The sequence below is a fragment of the Streptomyces luteoverticillatus genome (assembly GCF_003970715.1).
Lineage (GTDB): Bacteria > Actinomycetota > Actinomycetes > Streptomycetales > Streptomycetaceae > Streptomyces > Streptomyces abikoensis.
The window spans coordinates 5,854,971-5,870,298 of record NZ_CP034587.1 but is presented as its reverse complement, the minus strand read 5'-3'; the positions used below and the strand labels follow the sequence as shown (position 1 = coordinate 5,870,298).

The window sequence follows — 15,328 nt, the reverse complement described above, 5'->3', positions numbered from 1 at the left end:
GGGTACGGTCACGGCGCTGTGCCACGTCCGCGACGGCTGTGCCACGTGGCGAGGGCTGTGCCGCGTCCGCGAGGAGCGAGAGGTTGCGCGAGTTCACCGTGCCGTCCCTGGTGACGGCGCCCCCTGTCGGGGGGCTGGCGGACGTCGTCTTCGATCATGCCGCCGAGGATCCCGGCCGGGTGGCGCTGAGCCGGGCCGAGGGCGGCGTGTGGCGGGACGTGACCGCGGCCGCCTTCCGGGACGAGGTGCTGGCGCTGGCCAAGGGCCTGCTCGCCCAGGGCGTCCGGTTCGGCGACCGGGTGGCCGTCATGTCCCGCACCCGCTACGAATGGACGCTGTTCGACTTCGCGCTCTGGAGCGTCGGCGCCCAGCCCGTCCCGGTGTATCCCACCTCCTCTCCCGACCAGGTCTTGCGGATGCTGCACGACGCGGAGGTCACCGCCTGCGTCGTCGAGCACGAGGACCACGCGATGACCATCGGTTCCGTCATCGACCGCCTCCCCCGGCTCACCCGCCTCTGGCAGCTGGACGCCGGCGCGGTCGACGAGCTCACCGGCGCCGGGGCCCGGATCCGCGACGAGGTCGTCCACCGCCACCGGATGGCGCTCACCCCCGGCTGCCCCGCCACGGTCGTCTACACCTCGGGCTCCACGGGCCGCCCCCGGGGCTGTGTCCTCACCCACGGCAACTTCATGGCCGAGAGCGACAACGTCCTGCGCCGCTACGAGCGGGTCTTCCGCTCCCGCCCCGGCGAGCAGGCGTCCACCCTCCTCTTCCTCCCCCTCGCCCACGTCTTCGGCCGCATGGCGCAGGTGGCCGCGGTCCGGGGTGGGGTCAGGCTGGGCCACCAGCCGCGGCTGACCGCCGCCGCCCTCCTGCCGAGCCTCCGCTCCTTCCGCCCGACGTTCGTGCTCGCCGTCCCCTATGTCTTCGAGGGCCTCTTCGCCGCCGCCCGGCGCGCCGCCGAGCGGGAGGGCCGGGGCGGGCCGTTCGAGAAGGCCGTCGACGTCGCGGTGCGCTACGCGCGGGCGCTGGAGGACCGGGCCTTCGGCGCCGGGCCGGGCCCCGGCACCGCGCTCCGCGTCCAGCACCAGCTCTTCGACAAGCTCGTCTACGCCAGACTGCGCGAGCAGCTCGGCGGCCGGGTGCGGTACGCGATGTCGGGCGGCTCCGCGCTGGAGCGGCGCCTCGGGCTGTTCTTCGCCGGGGCCGGGATGACCGTCCTCGAGGGGTACGGGCTGACGGAGACCACCGGCGCCGCCGTCGCCAACCCGCCCGAGCGGACCCGCTTCGGCACGGTGGGCCGGCCCGTGCCCGGCACGAGCGTGCGGATAGCCGACGACGGCGAGGTGCTGCTCCGCGGCGATCAGGTGTTCGCGGGCTATCTGGGGGACGAGCGCGCCACCGGCTCCGCACTCCGGAACGGCTGGCTGGCCACCGGCGACCTGGGGACGCTGGACGAGGACGGCTATCTGACGATCACCGGGCGGAAGAAGGAGATCCTGGTGACCTCCGGGGGCAAGAGCGTCTCGCCCCTCGTCCTGGAGGAGCGGGTGCGCGCCCATCCGCTGGTCGCCCAGTGCCTCGTGGTCGGCGACGACCGCCCGTACGTCGGCGCGCTCGTCACCCTGGACCGGGAGGGAGTGGCGCACTGGCTCGCCATGCGGGAAATGCCCCGGCCCACCACTTCGGCCGAACTGGTGCACGACCCCGAGCTGGAGGCCGAGATCCGGCGGGCCGTGGTGGCCGCCAACACCCTCGTCTCACGGGCCGAGTCCATCCGCGCCTTCCGGATCCTGCCCGGCCCCTTCACCGAGGAGCAGGGGCTGCTGACGCCGACGCGCAAGCTGCGGCGCAAGGCCATAGAGAAGGCCTACGCCGACGAGGTGGAGGCGCTCTACCCCGCCTGACGCGTCGGTGACGTCCCCTTGATGGCGGGAGCGGGAATGCGGCCGACGATGTTCCGGTTGACGCTGGAGCAAGTGCATTCGCGAACGTAAGGATCGACTGCTGTGAGCAAGGTCCCCACCATCACCCTGAACAACGGCGTCGAGATGCCCCAGCTGGGCTTCGGCGTGTGGCAGGTCGCCGACGACGAGGCGACCGCCGCCGTCTCGACCGCCCTCGAAGCGGGGTACCGCAGCATCGACACCGCCGCCATCTACGAGAACGAGACGGGCACCGGCAAGGCGCTCGCCGCCTCCGGCATCGCCCGTGACGAGCTGTTCGTCACCACCAAGCTGTGGAACAGCGCCAACGAGACGTGGACGCGCGACAACGTGCTGCGGGAGTTCGACGCCTCCCTGGCCAAGCTGGGGCTCGACTACGTCGACCTCTACCTCATCCACTGGCCCCGGGCCATGCGCGAGGACTACGTGACGATCTGGCGCGCCTTCGCGGAGATCGCCGCGAGCGGCCGCGCCAAGGCGGTCGGCGTGTCCAACTTCCACGCGCCCCAGCTCGAGCGCGTCATCGCCGAGACCTCCCTGGTCCCGGCCGTCAACCAGGTCGAGCTGCACCCCGACTTCGCGCAGACCGAGCTGCGCGCCGTGCACGCGCGCCACGGCATCGTCACCGAGGCCTGGTCCCCGCTGGGCCAGGGCCGCGAGCTGCTGGGCGACCCGGTCCTCGCCCGCATCGGCGCCAAGCACGGCAAGTCGGCCGCCCAGGTCGTCCTGCGCTGGCACCTGCAGGTGGGCAACGTCGCCATCCCGAAGTCGGTGACGCCGTCCCGCATCCGCGAGAACTTCGACGTCTTCGGCTTCGAGCTGGACGCCGACGACCTCGCGGCGATCGCCGGCCTCGACGCGGGCAACCGGCTCGGCCCGAACCCGGACGAATTCGACTGGAGCTGATCGACCGGCCGGTCCCGCCGGGCGCGAGCCCGGTGGGACCGGCCGTCAGCGCGCCCCGTGGCCCGGGGCGACCGCCTCGATCCTGCGGGCCAGCTCCACGTCCAGCCCCGTGACCTTCCCGCCCACGCTGTGGGTGTTCACGGCGAGGGTCACGGTGTTGTAGCCGAGCGTCAGATCGGAGTGGTGGTTCAGCTCCTCCTGGATCTGCGCGATGTGTATCACCATGGCCGCCGCCTGGAAGTGGCCGTCGAAGGTGTAGCGGCGGGTGATCCGGTCGCCGTCCGTGGACCAGCCGGGGAGCTCCTGGAGGCGCTCCTCCACGTCCTTCTTCGAGAGCGGTTCGACTGCCATCACGCATCCCTTCGTTCTCGTCGCCCGATCGTTCTCGTCGCCCGACCGGCGAGGGACCTGCCACTCCAGCGTCCCATGGGGCGGCAGCGCTTTCACGCCAATGTGCGGCGGATGGCACAGCCGCGTCGGCGGCGCCCTTCCGGGACGTCTGGGACCCTCTTATGCTCCGCGCCGGGCATGACACGTTACCGGGCCGGCAGGGGGCTGTGGCATGGCGGATCGCACACGCAGAGGGTTCATCGGCGGCGCGGCGGCCGTCACGGCGACGGCGGCACTCGCGGGGACGGCCCACGCCGCGCCGCGCGGCGCTCCCCAGCAGGCCGGACGGCGCGTCGCCGTCCTCGGGGGCGGTGTCGCCGGGCTGACGGCCGCCCATGAACTGGCCGAGCGCGGCTTCGAGGTGACGGTCTACGAGCGCAAGTCCGCGCTCGGCGGCAAGGCGCGCAGCATGGACGTGCCCGGCAGTGCGAAGGGCGGCCGCAAGCCCCTGCCCGGCGAGCACGGCTTCCGCTTCATCCCGGGCTTCTACCGCAATCTCCCCGATACCCTCCGCCGTATCCCCTTCAAGGGCAACGCGAACGGCTGCCACGACAACCTCGTGCCCTCCAGCGAGGTCATGCTGGCCCGAACGGGCGGCCGCGAGGACCTCCGCATCCCCTTCGCCACCGTCGGCTCGCCGCCGCCCCTCCTCACCCCGGACGCGCTGCTGCGGGCGCTGACGGCCTACTGCGAGACGTTCTCCCGGCTGCGGGCCCATGAGATCGCGTACTTCGCGAACCGGCTGCTGGTCTGGTTCACCAGCGGCGAGCGCCGCCGCCTGGAGTCCTGGGAGCGCGTCCCGTGGATGGAGTTCACCGGGGCGGCGCGGATGTCGGCCGACTACCGGCAGCTGCTGGCCATCGGCATCACCCGCAACATCGTCGCGACCAAGGCCGAGGTCGCCAGCACCCGGACCGTCGCGACCTGCGTCGAGGCGTTCCTCCACAACGCGCTGGGCCGGGGCGCCGACGGCGAGCCCGACCGGGTCCTCGACGCACCCACCAACGAGGCGTGGATCGACCCGTGGACCGCCCATCTGCGCTCGCTGGGCGTCGTGTTCCACACCGGCTGGTCCGTGACGGACCTGCGGCTGGAGGGCGGCCGGATCACCGAGGCCGTGCTCGAGGACGCGGGCGGCGCCCGGCAGGCGGTGACCGCCGACCACTTCGTCTCCGCGATGCCGGTCGAACACGCCCGGCGGACCTGGAACGAGCAGGTCCGGGCGGCCGACCCACAGCTCGCGCGCTGCGACAGACTCAAGACGGACTGGATGACGGGCATCCAGTTCTACCTCACCGAACCCACCCCGATCATCCACGGCCACATCAACCACATCGACACCCCCTGGTCGATCACCTCCGTCAGCCAGGCCCAGTACTGGCGCCACCGGGACTTCCGGGCCGACTACGGCGACGGCACGGTCGCGGACTGCCTCTCCGTGGACGTCTCCGAATGGGACCGCCCCGGCATCCTCTACGGCAAGCCCGCCAAACGCTGCACCCGCGAGGAGGTCGCCCGCGAGGTCTGGGCCCAGATGAAGGCCGGGCTCAACGACACCGGGCGCCCGGTGCTGCGCGACGCGACGCTCCACTCGTGGTTCCTGGACCCGGCCGTGGAGCTGGACGGCACCCGCGCGAACAACGACGAACAGCTCTTCATCCACCCCACCGGCACCTGGTACGACCGTCCCCAGGCCCGCACCGCCATCCCCAACCTCTTCCTCGCCGGGGACTACGTGGCCGTCGACATCGACCTGGCCACCATGGAGGGCGCCAACGCCGCCGCGCGCGCCGCCGTCAACGCCCTCCTGGACGAGACCGGCTCCCGCGCCGAGCGCTGCGCCGTCGTCCCCCTCTACCGGGCACCGGAACTGGACCCGTTCCGGCGGCAGGACGACCTCCGGCACCGGCTGGGCCTGCGCAACGTCTTCGACCTGGGCTAGTACTCCGACGTGGGCTAGCGCTGGGCGTGACCGCCGCGACACGCGGTCTCCCGGACCCGAGTGCGCGGGTCCGGGAGACCGCCCGTCGTTCTCAGGGCCGCAGCGGGCCCTCGCAGGTGAAGTCCGCGGTGCCAGCCCTGCCGTCGGACCAGATGTCGACGGCTCCGAAGGAGCAGTTCATGTCGGAGAGGTTGTTGGCCGCCGGGGCGGCGCGGTCGAGGATGAAGTAGTCGACAGTGCCGGACATGTCACTGAAGACATGATCGGGGCTGCCGGAGTCCGAGAGGTTGGCGGTGATCCGGCCCGTGCAGGTGAAGCGCGGCTTGCCGGTGGTGTCGCCGTTCCCGGCGCAGTTCGGGGTGATTCCGGTGGCGCTCGCGAAGGCCGCACCTACCTGGTCGGCGGCCGCGTGGGTCAGCGAGCCCACGGGGGTGTAGTGGGTGTCGGGGACGTAGAGGTGGTCGACGTCGCGGATCTGCTCGTCGAGGAAGGCGTCGTACTCGCGCTGGATGGCGGCGTCCTTGCCCATGCGGGTGCGCCAGGCGTCGAAGCCCTTGGGGTCGTCGGCGCGCTCGTAGCCGTACATCTCCCGCAGCAGGGCGGGGTGCTCGCGCCACAGGAACTCGAAGAAGGTGCCCGCGTAGTTGTAGAAGCGGAAGCCGTCGCCGTCGTAGGTGGCGTGGAGGAACCGGTCGACGCTCATCCGGGGCTTGCCGCCGGCGGTGTCGGCGATGATGCCCTTGACCAGGGACTTGCGGACCTTGATGCCCTCGTCGCGGGTGGCGCCGTCGAAGAACTCGGCGGTGCCCTCGTCCATGGCGGTGGTCAGGTCGCCCTGGTACCAGGGGCCTTCGCCGAACATGCCGGGGACGGCCCAGCGGCCGTTGAGGTAGTGGGTGTACTCGTGGCGGAAGAGTTCCTCGAGGGTGAGGCTGGAGTCCTGGGGAACGCGGCGCTGGTAGGTGTAGAAGGTGGCGCCCTGTTCGATGTAGACGCCGCCGTTGTTGGTGCCCATGCCGGTCAGGAGGGGGTGGAGCACCTCGTAGTCGGCGCGTGAGGCGTAGAGGTGGATGTGGAGGGTGGCGTTGGGGTCGCCGGTCAGCGGGACGTCGGTGCCGAGCACCCGGAAGAACTGGGCCTTGACCTGCTTGCTCGCGTAGTAGAGCTGGTCGACGGTGGCCTGGTCGAGGGCGGTGCGGACCTCGATGCCGCCCTTGTCGTAGCGGTAGGCGCGTGGGAAGACCCGGGCCTCGATCTGGGGCTTGCAGACGTTGTAGGGCGCGCACGCCTCATAGGTGTTGAGCCAGGAGGCGAGGGAGGCCCAGGGGGCGCTGAGGTCTCCGAAGTTGGTCTCGGCGGTCTTCAGCAGCGCGCCGAGGTCGGTGGTGATCGCGGGGCGGAGGCCGTCGACCTGGCCGAAGCGCCCGTACTCGCTCAGGGCGTCGCGGACCGTCCAGGCGTTGGCCGTGCCCTTGAGGTGGGTGTGGCCGGAGAAGGCGCGGAAGGCGGCGCGGTAGCCGGAGTCGGCGGCCACGGCCCGGTGGAAGGCGGTGTCCTTGTTGCCGGGGTAGACGCCGAGGTAGTTGACGGTGAGGGCGGCGAGGGCCGCGCCGCCCCAGGAGGCGTCGCCGGCGGTGGGCCGGCCGGGGCCCATGGTGGCCAGGGTCTTGGCGACGAGGCCGAGTTGGTGCTGACGCAGGCCGGGCGCGCTGCCGGCGGTGAGCGCCTCGCGGAGGGTCTCGGCGTTCTGCCGGGTGACGTCGAAGGTGTGGGCGGCGGTGCCGTACGCGTCCGTGGCGCGGCGCATGGCGTCGACGGTCGCGGGGTCGGTGAGGTCGATCTCGTCGTGGGAGAAGTCGTGGTAGACGGCGGCGTGGAGGTAGGTGAAGAGCTCCAGGAGGTGGCTCGCGTCGTCCCCGGCGTGCCGTGGGGCGAGTTCGGCGGCGCGCCGGGCGACGGCCTGGACGTGGGGGCGGGAAAGGACGGGGACGAGGCGGGCGTCCCAGGTCCAGATCAGGCCGCGCAGACAGCCGTCCGCGGTGACGGCGGGGTCGGTGAGGAAGTCCGCGAGCTGGTCGGGGCCGAGCCGGGTGAGGCCGTCGAGGGTGCAGGGGACGGAGCCGCGCAGGGCGGGGCCGCCGGTGGGTCTGCCGGTTTTACTGGGGCTGCCGGCTCTGTCGGGTCTGCCGGGTCCGTCGGCGGTGAGGTCGCCGGGTATCCGGCCCGGTTCGGCCCGCTCGCCGCCGGGGACGGGGGTGCGGGTGGTGCTCCTGGGCGGGGCGGCGAGCCTGTCGACCTCGTCGCGCGGGTCGTGGACCGGGGCCGTGCCGGTGGCGGTCCCGGTGGCGGGCGTGGGTGTCCGGGCGGATGGTCGGGCGGGGCCGGCCTGGGCGGCCTGGGCCGTCGGCAGGGCGAGAGCGGCCGCCAGGGCGGCGGCCAGCAGCCCCTTGCGCACTGTGCGTAGCGCGTACACCGGTTCTCCTCAGGGGGGTTGATGTTGCGTCAGCTACGAGTGACGTGCGCCGCACCATAGTAATGTGACATTTCACTGACAACCCATAAGACCGCGGTGAACGAACTCTTGACCGATCGTTGATTCTTGACCGGTCGTTCTGGATACACCTAAGATCGAAGACGTGGCCAGGACCAAGGAATTCGATCCGGACGCCGCCCTCCAGTCGGCACTCGAGCTGTTCTGGGAGCGCGGCTACGAGGCGACGTCGATGGCGGACCTCGTGGAGCGCCTCGGCATCGCCCGGGCGAGCCTCTACGCGACGTTCGGCGGCAAGCGCGACCTCTACCTCAAGGCCCTGGAGCGCTACGGCGAGCAGAAGGACCCGCGCCTCATGGCCGAGCTGGCCCAGCCGGGCCCGGCGCTGCCGGCCGTCCGCGCCGTGGTGCGCCGCTTCGCCGCCGAGTCGGCCGGCGCGTCGTCCCGGCTCGGCTGCTTCGTGACGAACACGGCCGTGGAGCTGGGCCCGCACGACCCGGTCGCGGCGCGCCGGGTCGAGCAGAGCTGGCACCACGTCGAGGCGGCGCTGACCTCGGCCCTGATGCGGGCCGCGGCGCAGGGCGAACTCTCCCCGGACCGCGACCCGGTGGCGCTCGCCCGGATGTTCCTGGTCTTCCTGCAGGGCCTGCGCGTGATCGGCCGGCTCGACACCGCACCGGGCCTCGCGCGCGACGCCGCCGAGCAGGCACTGACCCTGCTGGACTGACACCCCCGATGGGCACCTCTGTGCTCTTTCATGCCCAAATTCAAGACCGATCGTTCTTTTATCTTTGTTTGCGTTATCCCGAGGAGTCATCGACATGACCACGCGTTTCTCCGGCAGGACCGTCCTCGTCACGGGTGGTGGCACCGGCATCGGCCGGGCCGTCGCGCTCGCCTTCGCCCGGGAGGGCGCCCGGGTCGTGGTCGCGGGCCGACGGGCCGAGCCGCTTCGCGAGACCGTCGCCGCCGTCGAGGCGGCGGGCGGCGAGGCCACGGCCGTCACCGCCGACGTCACCCGCCCGGCCGACGTCGAGGCCCTGGTCGAGCGGACGGTGAAGCAGTACGGCGGCCTGGACGTGGCCGTGAACAACGTCGGCGTGTTCGTCCCGCCCGCCAAGATCGCCGACCTCCCGGAGGACGACTGGCACACCGTGCTGGCCACGAACCTCACGGGCGTCTGGCTGTCGATGAAGCACGAGATCGCGCACATGCGGGCCAACGGCGGTGGCGCCATCGTCAACATCTCGTCCAACCTCGGCGCGCACCTGCGCGTCCCGGGGCTCGGCGCGTACGCCGCGAGCAAGGCCGCCGTCTCGACGCTCACCCGCAGCGCGGCCCTCGACCACATCGGCGAGGGGGTGCGGATCAACGCTGTGAGCCCGGGCCCCATCGAGACCACGATGTCCTCGCGGCCCGGCGAGTCGGCCGACGAGAAGGCCGAGCGGATGAGCCGCGACGTCCCGGCCGGCCGCGCGGGCAGCCCCGAGGAGGTCGCCGCCGCGGTCCTTTACCTGGCCTCCGCCGAGGCCGCCTATACGGTCGGCACGGAGCTCGTCCTGGACGGCGGCGTCACGGCCTGAGACCCGCCGGCCCGGGACACCACTACGGACATGAGGAAGGGGCGGGCCCCCCGGCCCGCCCCTTCCTCATAGGTCCTGCCGTTACGCGACCAGCTCCGGCTCAGCCTCCGGCTCGGCGGACTTCTCCGCCGCCGCCACGGGCTCGCCCTCGCGCTCTTCCGTCGCCGTGCGGCGGGCCGCCATGAACGCGTAGACGAGGATGCCGGCGAGGAGGAACAGTCCGCCCTGGTAGACCGCCGCGTACCCGGCGCCGGCGACGAGCCAGAAGGAGAAGCCGAAGCCGCCGAGCGCGAAGACCATGTCCCGCGTGAACCGGCCCGCGTGGACCTTCTCGCGCTCGCCCTTGAGCAGGAAGTACACCTGCGCGGCGGTGGCCAGGAGGTAGGGGACGGTCGCCGAGAAGGTGGTGATCAGGACCAGGATCTCGAAGACGCCGCCCGAGCCGGAGACGTAGTTGACGATCGTCAGCAGCGAGGCCAGCACCGCCGCGGCGAGCACGCCCGCCGTGGGCACCCCGCGCCGCTTCTTGCCGAACATCGCCGGGAACAGGCCGTCCTTGGCGGCCGCGTACGGCATCTGGGCGCTCATGAGCGTCCAGCCGTTGAGCGCGCCCACGATGGAGACGACGGCGGCGAAGGCGATCAGCGTGCCGCCCCACTGGCCGCCGAACATCGCGTCGACCGCGTCGGAGAAGGGCGCCGTGGACTTGGCGAGCTTGTCGTGCGCGACCGTGCCGAAGACCGCGACGGTGCCGAGCAGATAGACCACGGCGGCGCCGATGGTGCCGAGCACGCTGGCGCGGCCGACGTTGCGCTCCGGGTCACGGACCTCGCCCGCGCTCATCGCGGCGGACTCCACACCGATGTAGCTGTAGAGCAGGATCGCGGCCGAGGCGGACAGACCGCTGGCCCAGCTGCCGCCGCCCTCGGTGAAGGAGCCGAGGTTCTTCGGGTCGAAGAAGAAGAGACCGGCGACGGCGACGAAGAGCAGCGGGATGAACTTCAGCACCGTGGAGATCACCTGCACCGCGCCCACCCAGCGGGTGCCGGCGAGGTTCGCCAGCGCCGGGAGCCACAGCATGAGCAGGGCGATCACCAGGTCCGTGGTCTTCGAGGACGAGCCCCCGGTGAGCACGTGGAAGTAGCCGACGCCGGCGACGGCGAGGGCGGCGTTGCTGACCCAGGTCATCGTCCAGTACGACCAGGCGGACAGGAACCCGGCGAAGTCGCCGAAAGCCGCGCGCGCATAGACATACGGTCCGCCGGTGTGCGGATGGCGCTCGGCCAGCCGCCCGAAGACGAGGGCGAGGGCGATCGCGCCGATCGTCAGGACACCGAAGGCCAGCAGGCTGACGGTGCCGAACGGGGCGACCGAGGCGGGCAGCAGAAAGATGCCCCCGCCAATGATGTTGCCCATGACCAGGCAGATGGCCGTGGGGAGGCCGAAGCGGCGTGCGGGAGTGCCGTCGGTTTCTTGCATGGAAGGGTGCGCCTCTCGTACTGCGGGCAGGTCGCTGATTCTGTGGCGACTTCGCATCACTGTGCAAGAGCACAGGTATGTGCGACAGCACATATTGACCGCAGTGTGAGACGGCGCAAAATTGAAATTTTTTGTCCCGCGAGGTACGCCCGGCGACCGCAAAAGGTGCTGCGATCGGCGCCGCGCACCGTGATTCGTCCACCGCCGCGCGATCAAGCGGAACGGACCGCTTCGCTCCTGCCGACGGGATTCGCGCCCGCGAGCGAGGGAAACCCGGTCAGCCGCCCTGCTCCGAGGCGGGCGGGGCGGGCTCCTCGGGGGGCTCCCGGGGGTGGCCGAGGGTCGGGTCCAGCCCGGAGTCGTACGTCCCGGAGCCCCGGCAGTGGGCGCACTGCCCCGCGCGGTGGACGGTGTCGGCCGGCCCGGTGAAGGGGTCGGCGCCCGGGCAGTAGGCCAGCGCCCGTGTCCCGAACCCGGAGCCGTGGCACCACTGACATGTCCGCCCCAGCGGGTCCGGCCCGGACGGAGATGTGCGCTCGCTCACCGAAACCCGCCCCAGAGCCGCTCACCGGGCGCCGCCCGGTGATCACCGTTGGTCGCGACCCAGCCTAGACCGCCGGGGCCGCCGCGCCGGGCCCGCGCCGGATGTCACCCGATCGGGTTGCCTCCCCCATCCGTCCCCTATGGGACAGGACGTCCTTGGGCAGGACACCTCCGGGCAGGACGCCTCAAAGGACCTCTTCCCAGGCCCTGGCACCCGGTGCCAGACTCGGAGGATGATCAAGCGATCGTCCGAAGCCACGGACCACGTCTGGGCGTTGCTCGGCGGGGACCCCGCGCTCACGGCCTCCGTCGAATACACCGGCCCGGAGACGGCCCTCGCCAGTCGACTCCCGGCCCGGCTCCCCGTCCGGGAGGCGGCCCGGGCCACGGTGGCCGTCTGCGCGCTGGCCGCCGCCGAACTGCTCGCCGCCCGGCGCGGCGGGCCGCCGCCGCGCGTGCTCGTCGACGACGGCGCCGTCGCGACGGCGTTCGCCAGCGAGCGCCATGTGCGCCGCGACGGCCGCGCCCCGGCCTCCTTCGCCCCGCTGTCCCGCTTCTGGCGCACCGCCGACGGCTGGGTGCGCACCCACGCCAACTACCCCCACCACCGCGCCCGCCTCCTCGCCGCCCTCGGAGTGCCCGACCCGGGGCCGGACGCCGACGCCGCGCCACTCGTCGACCGGGTCGCCGCCGAGCTGGCCGGCCGGGAGGCCGCGCGGGTGGAGGAGCTGGTGTGCGGGGCCGGCGGGCTGGCCGTCGCCGTGCGCACGCCCCACGAGTGGGCCGTCCACCCGCAGGGCGCGGCGGTGGCCCGGCGCCCGCTGCTCGCCCTGGAGCGGCTCGCCGAGGGCCCGGCCCGCGAGCTCGGGGCGCCCTCGGGCGCGCTGCCCGCCGAGGGGCTGCGCGTCCTCGACCTCACCCGGGTCCTCGCGGGCCCGGTCGCCACCCGCACCCTCGCCCTGCTCGGCGCGGACGTGCTGCGCGTCGACTCCCCCTCCCTGCCGGAGAGCCAGGAGCTGCACGACGACACGGGCGCGGGCAAGCGCTCCACCGTCCTCGACCTGGCCCGCACCGCCGACCGCGCGACCTTCGAGGAGCTGCTCGCCACCGCCGACATCGTCGTGACCGGCTACCGGCCCGGGGCGCTCGACCGGTTCGGCCTGGCCCCGCAGGCCCTCGCCGAGCGCCGGCCGGGCCTGGTCGTCGGCCAGCTGAGCGCCTGGGGCAGCTACGGGCCGTGGGGCGACCGGCGCGGCTTCGACAGCCTCGTCCAGGCCGCCTGCGGCATCGCCGCCACCGAGCCGGGCCCCGGCGGCGGCCCCGGCGCGCTGCCCGCGCAGGCGCTCGACCACGGCACCGGCTACCTGCTGGCCGCCGCCCTGCTGCGCGCCGTCACCGAGCAGCGCGCCATCGGCGGCACCCATCTGGCCCGCTTCGCCCTCGCGCAGACGGCGGCCTGGCTGGCCCGTGACGTACCCCACGACGAGGGCGTGCCCGAGCCCGGCGCCGACGCCCACGACCCCGCGCCCTGGCTGACCGAGGCAGAGGGCCCGCTGGGACGGCTGCGCTACGCGCGCTCCCCCGTGGAGTTCACGGGCTCCCCGCGCGACTGGGCCCGGCGGCCCGGACGCTGGGGCGCCGACGCCCCCGCGTGGCTGTGACCCGAAGCGAGCCGGAACCCCGAAGCGAGCTGTGAGAGAACCCCCGCCGAAGCGAACGAGCGAAAGGGAGCCCGACGCGTGGCCACCACCATCCGCCGAGCCGTGCTGACCCTGCCCGCGGCCTCCCCCGGCCCGGAGAACCCGCTGCCGCGGCTCGGCACGCGCGGCGACGTCCACCGCCTGGACCGCGCCGCCATGGCGGCCCTGCCGCCCGCCATGGCCCGGCGGACGCGCTACGCGCCGCCGCGCTCCCTGCTGCCCGTACGCCGCCGCGACGACTACACCCGCACCCGGGTCCCCACCGACCTGGACGCGATCGTCATCGAGAACGACCGGCTGCGCGCCACGGTCCTGCCGGGGCTCGGCGGCCGGGTGCACTCCCTCGTCCACAAGCCGACGGGCCGCCCGCTCCTCTACTCCAACCCCGTCCTCCAGCCCGCCGGGTTCGCCCTCAACGGCGCCTGGTTCTCCGGCGGCATCGAATGGAACATCGGCGCGACCGGCCACGGCACCCTCTCCGTCGCCCCGCTCCACGCGGCCCGCGTGCCCGCGCCAGACGGCGGCGAGATGCTGCGGCTGTGGGAGTGGGAGCGGCTGCGCGACCTGCCCTTCCAGGTCGACCTGTGGCTGCCGGACGGCTCCGACTTCCTCTATGCCGGTGTGCGCGTCCGTAACCCCCACCACCGCGCCGCGCCCGTCTACTGGTGGTCCAACACCGCCGTCCCCGAGACCCCGCGCACCCGCGTCCTCGCCCCGGCGGACGCCGCCTGGCACTTCGGCTACGACCGCGCCTCCCTGCGCCGGGTGCCCGTCCCCCACTGGGACGGCGCCGACCGGACGTACCCGGCGGACGGCAGCCGGCACGCCGACTACTTCTACGACCTCCCCGACGGCGAACGCCGCTGGATCGCCGCGCTCGACGAGCACGGCCAGGGGCTCGTCCAGACCTCCACCGACGCCCTCACCGGCCGCAAGCTCTTCCTGTGGGGCGCGGACGAGAACGGGCGGCGATGGCAGGAGTGGCTCACCGAGCCCGGCACGGGCGGCTACGCCGAGATCCAGGCGGGCCTCGCGCCGACCCAGCTGGAGCACGTCCCCCTGGAGGCGGGTGGGGAGTTCGCCTGGCTGGAGGCGTACGGGCCGCTGACCGCCGACCCCGCCGCCGTCCACGGCGCCGACTGGGCGGCGGCGCGCGCCGAGGCCGCCGCGCGGCTGGAGGCGGCGCTGCCGCGCGCCGCCGTCGACGCCGCGTACGCGGCGTGGCGCCCCTACGCCGACCACCAGCCCAAGGAGACGCTGGCCACCGGCTCCGGCTGGGGCGCGCTCGAGGTCGAGCGGGGGCGTCTGGAACTGCCGGGCACGCCGTTCCCCGTACCCGCCGAGGACGACGAACAGCGGCCGTGGCGGGCGCTGCTGCGCACCGGAGCGCTGGGCGAGGAGGGTCCGGAGCCCGGCCCCTCCCTCGTCTCCCCCGCGTGGCGGGAACTGCTGGAGCACGCCGAGCCCGGCCCGCACGCCTCCTACCACCTCGGCGTCGCCCAGTGGCACGCCGGCGACCGCGCGCAGGCCGTCCGCAGCTGGGAGCGCGCGCTCCGGCAGGGCATGGGCTGGCCGGCCCGGCGCGCGCTCGCGGCGGCGGACGTCGAGCGCGGCCACCCCGAACGCGCCGCCGAGCGCTACGCGCGGGCGGTCGCGGAGGCGCGGGAGGCGGGGGCCTCACGGGTCGCGCGGACGGCGCTGGCGCTGGAGGCGATCCCGGCGTTGCTCGCCGCCGGACGGACCGAGGACGCCGCCGCCGTGCTGACGGCGGTGCACCCCACCGCACGGGCGCGGGGGCGGTTCCGGTTGCTGGAGGCGCGGATTCTGGAGGCGCGGGGGGATGCGGCGGGGGCGCGGGCGATCCGCGATGCCGGTGTTGTGGTGGAGGACCTGGGGGAGGGTGAGACTTTCCCCTGAGCCGTCATGGGTCCTCGATCGCCGGACGGGCTGACAATGTCAGCCCGTCCGGCCTCGGGGTCACCCCGCCCGGCGGTCGACGTACTCGAACACCGAGCCGTCCGGGTGACGGGCCACCAGGTTGCTGCCGATGGGCGTCCGCACCGGGCCCGCGATGATCTGCGCGCCGACCGCGCGCAGGTCGGCGAGGGCCTCGTCGACGTCCGTGACGGCGAGCGTGGCCGTGATGTTGCGCAGGACGGAGAGTTCGGCCTCCGGTCCGCTCATCAGGAAGAAGCAGCCGACGGCCGCGACCGAGACCCCGCCGCGCCGGAAGCGCTGGGCCTCGGTGCCGGTCAGTCGTTCGTACACCGCGATCGACGATTCCAGATCGCTCACGCACACCCTTAGCGAAGTCCCCAGAATGTTCATGAAAAGCAGGCTAGTGG

The 15,328-nt window shown here is 73.3% G+C and carries 12 protein-coding genes; 7 read left to right on the top strand and 5 right to left on the bottom strand.

Annotated features, from left to right (window positions below; translation table 11 throughout):
* Positions 1 to 83 precede the first annotated feature (83 nt).
* Entirely contained in the window at positions 84 to 1,910 is a 1,827-nt protein-coding gene (locus EKH77_RS26200; RefSeq protein WP_126916749.1) for an AMP-dependent synthetase/ligase, read from the top strand.
* A gap of 102 nt (positions 1,911 to 2,012) precedes the next feature.
* On the top strand, positions 2,013 to 2,855 hold the full coding sequence (locus EKH77_RS26195; RefSeq protein WP_126916748.1) for an aldo/keto reductase: 843 nt from the start codon (positions 2,013 to 2,015) through the stop codon (positions 2,853 to 2,855).
* Positions 2,856 to 2,900: 45 nt separating this feature from the next.
* On the opposite strand, the gene EKH77_RS26190 is transcribed toward EKH77_RS26195, so the two are convergent.
* Positions 2,901 to 3,206, bottom strand: coding sequence for a 4a-hydroxytetrahydrobiopterin dehydratase (locus EKH77_RS26190; RefSeq protein WP_126916747.1), 306 nt, complete (start codon positions 3,204 to 3,206; stop codon positions 2,901 to 2,903).
* A 211-nt stretch (positions 3,207 to 3,417) separates the two neighbouring features.
* Here EKH77_RS26190 and EKH77_RS26185 point away from each other — a divergent pair, with 211 nt between their 5' ends.
* Positions 3,418 to 5,187 (top strand): hydroxysqualene dehydroxylase, encoded by a 1,770-nt coding sequence (locus tag EKH77_RS26185; protein WP_126916746.1) that lies wholly within the window; start codon positions 3,418 to 3,420, stop codon positions 5,185 to 5,187.
* Positions 5,188 to 5,278: 91 nt separating this feature from the next.
* On the opposite strand, the gene EKH77_RS26180 is transcribed toward EKH77_RS26185, so the two are convergent.
* A complete protein-coding gene (locus tag EKH77_RS26180) occupies positions 5,279 to 7,660 on the bottom strand; it encodes a collagenase (protein WP_126916745.1) in 2,382 nt (793 codons plus the stop codon).
* 163 nt (positions 7,661 to 7,823) lie between these two features.
* On the opposite strand from EKH77_RS26180, the gene EKH77_RS26175 reads away from it, so the two are divergent.
* Entirely contained in the window at positions 7,824 to 8,405 is a 582-nt protein-coding gene (locus tag EKH77_RS26175; RefSeq protein WP_126916744.1) for a TetR/AcrR family transcriptional regulator, read from the top strand.
* 94 nt (positions 8,406 to 8,499) lie between these two features.
* Positions 8,500 to 9,261 (top strand): SDR family NAD(P)-dependent oxidoreductase, encoded by a 762-nt coding sequence (locus tag EKH77_RS26170; RefSeq protein ID WP_126916743.1) that lies wholly within the window; start codon positions 8,500 to 8,502, stop codon positions 9,259 to 9,261.
* A gap of 81 nt (positions 9,262 to 9,342) precedes the next feature.
* Here the strand turns inward: EKH77_RS26170 and EKH77_RS26165 are convergent, their stop codons facing one another.
* Together EKH77_RS26165 and EKH77_RS26160 are read right to left on the bottom strand one after the other, a co-directional pair.
* Positions 9,343 to 10,740, bottom strand: coding sequence for an amino acid permease (locus EKH77_RS26165; RefSeq protein WP_206279927.1), 1,398 nt, complete (start codon positions 10,738 to 10,740; stop codon positions 9,343 to 9,345).
* A gap of 277 nt (positions 10,741 to 11,017) precedes the next feature.
* Positions 11,018 to 11,284: a hypothetical protein gene (locus EKH77_RS26160; RefSeq protein WP_126916741.1), complete on the bottom strand. Its 267-nt coding sequence runs from the start codon at positions 11,282 to 11,284 to the stop codon at positions 11,018 to 11,020.
* A gap of 232 nt (positions 11,285 to 11,516) precedes the next feature.
* Here EKH77_RS26160 and EKH77_RS26155 point away from each other — a divergent pair, with 232 nt between their 5' ends.
* Positions 11,517 to 12,944, top strand: a complete 1,428-nt coding sequence (locus EKH77_RS26155; protein WP_126916740.1) for a CoA transferase — start codon at positions 11,517 to 11,519, stop codon at positions 12,942 to 12,944.
* A 78-nt stretch (positions 12,945 to 13,022) separates the two neighbouring features.
* Positions 13,023 to 14,900 (top strand): DUF5107 domain-containing protein, encoded by a 1,878-nt coding sequence (locus EKH77_RS26150; protein WP_126916739.1) that lies wholly within the window; start codon positions 13,023 to 13,025, stop codon positions 14,898 to 14,900.
* 60 nt (positions 14,901 to 14,960) lie between these two features.
* On the opposite strand, the gene EKH77_RS26145 is transcribed toward EKH77_RS26150, so the two are convergent.
* Positions 14,961 to 15,311, bottom strand: coding sequence for a VOC family protein (locus tag EKH77_RS26145; RefSeq protein ID WP_126916738.1), 351 nt, complete (start codon positions 15,309 to 15,311; stop codon positions 14,961 to 14,963).
* Positions 15,312 to 15,328 lie beyond the last annotated feature (17 nt).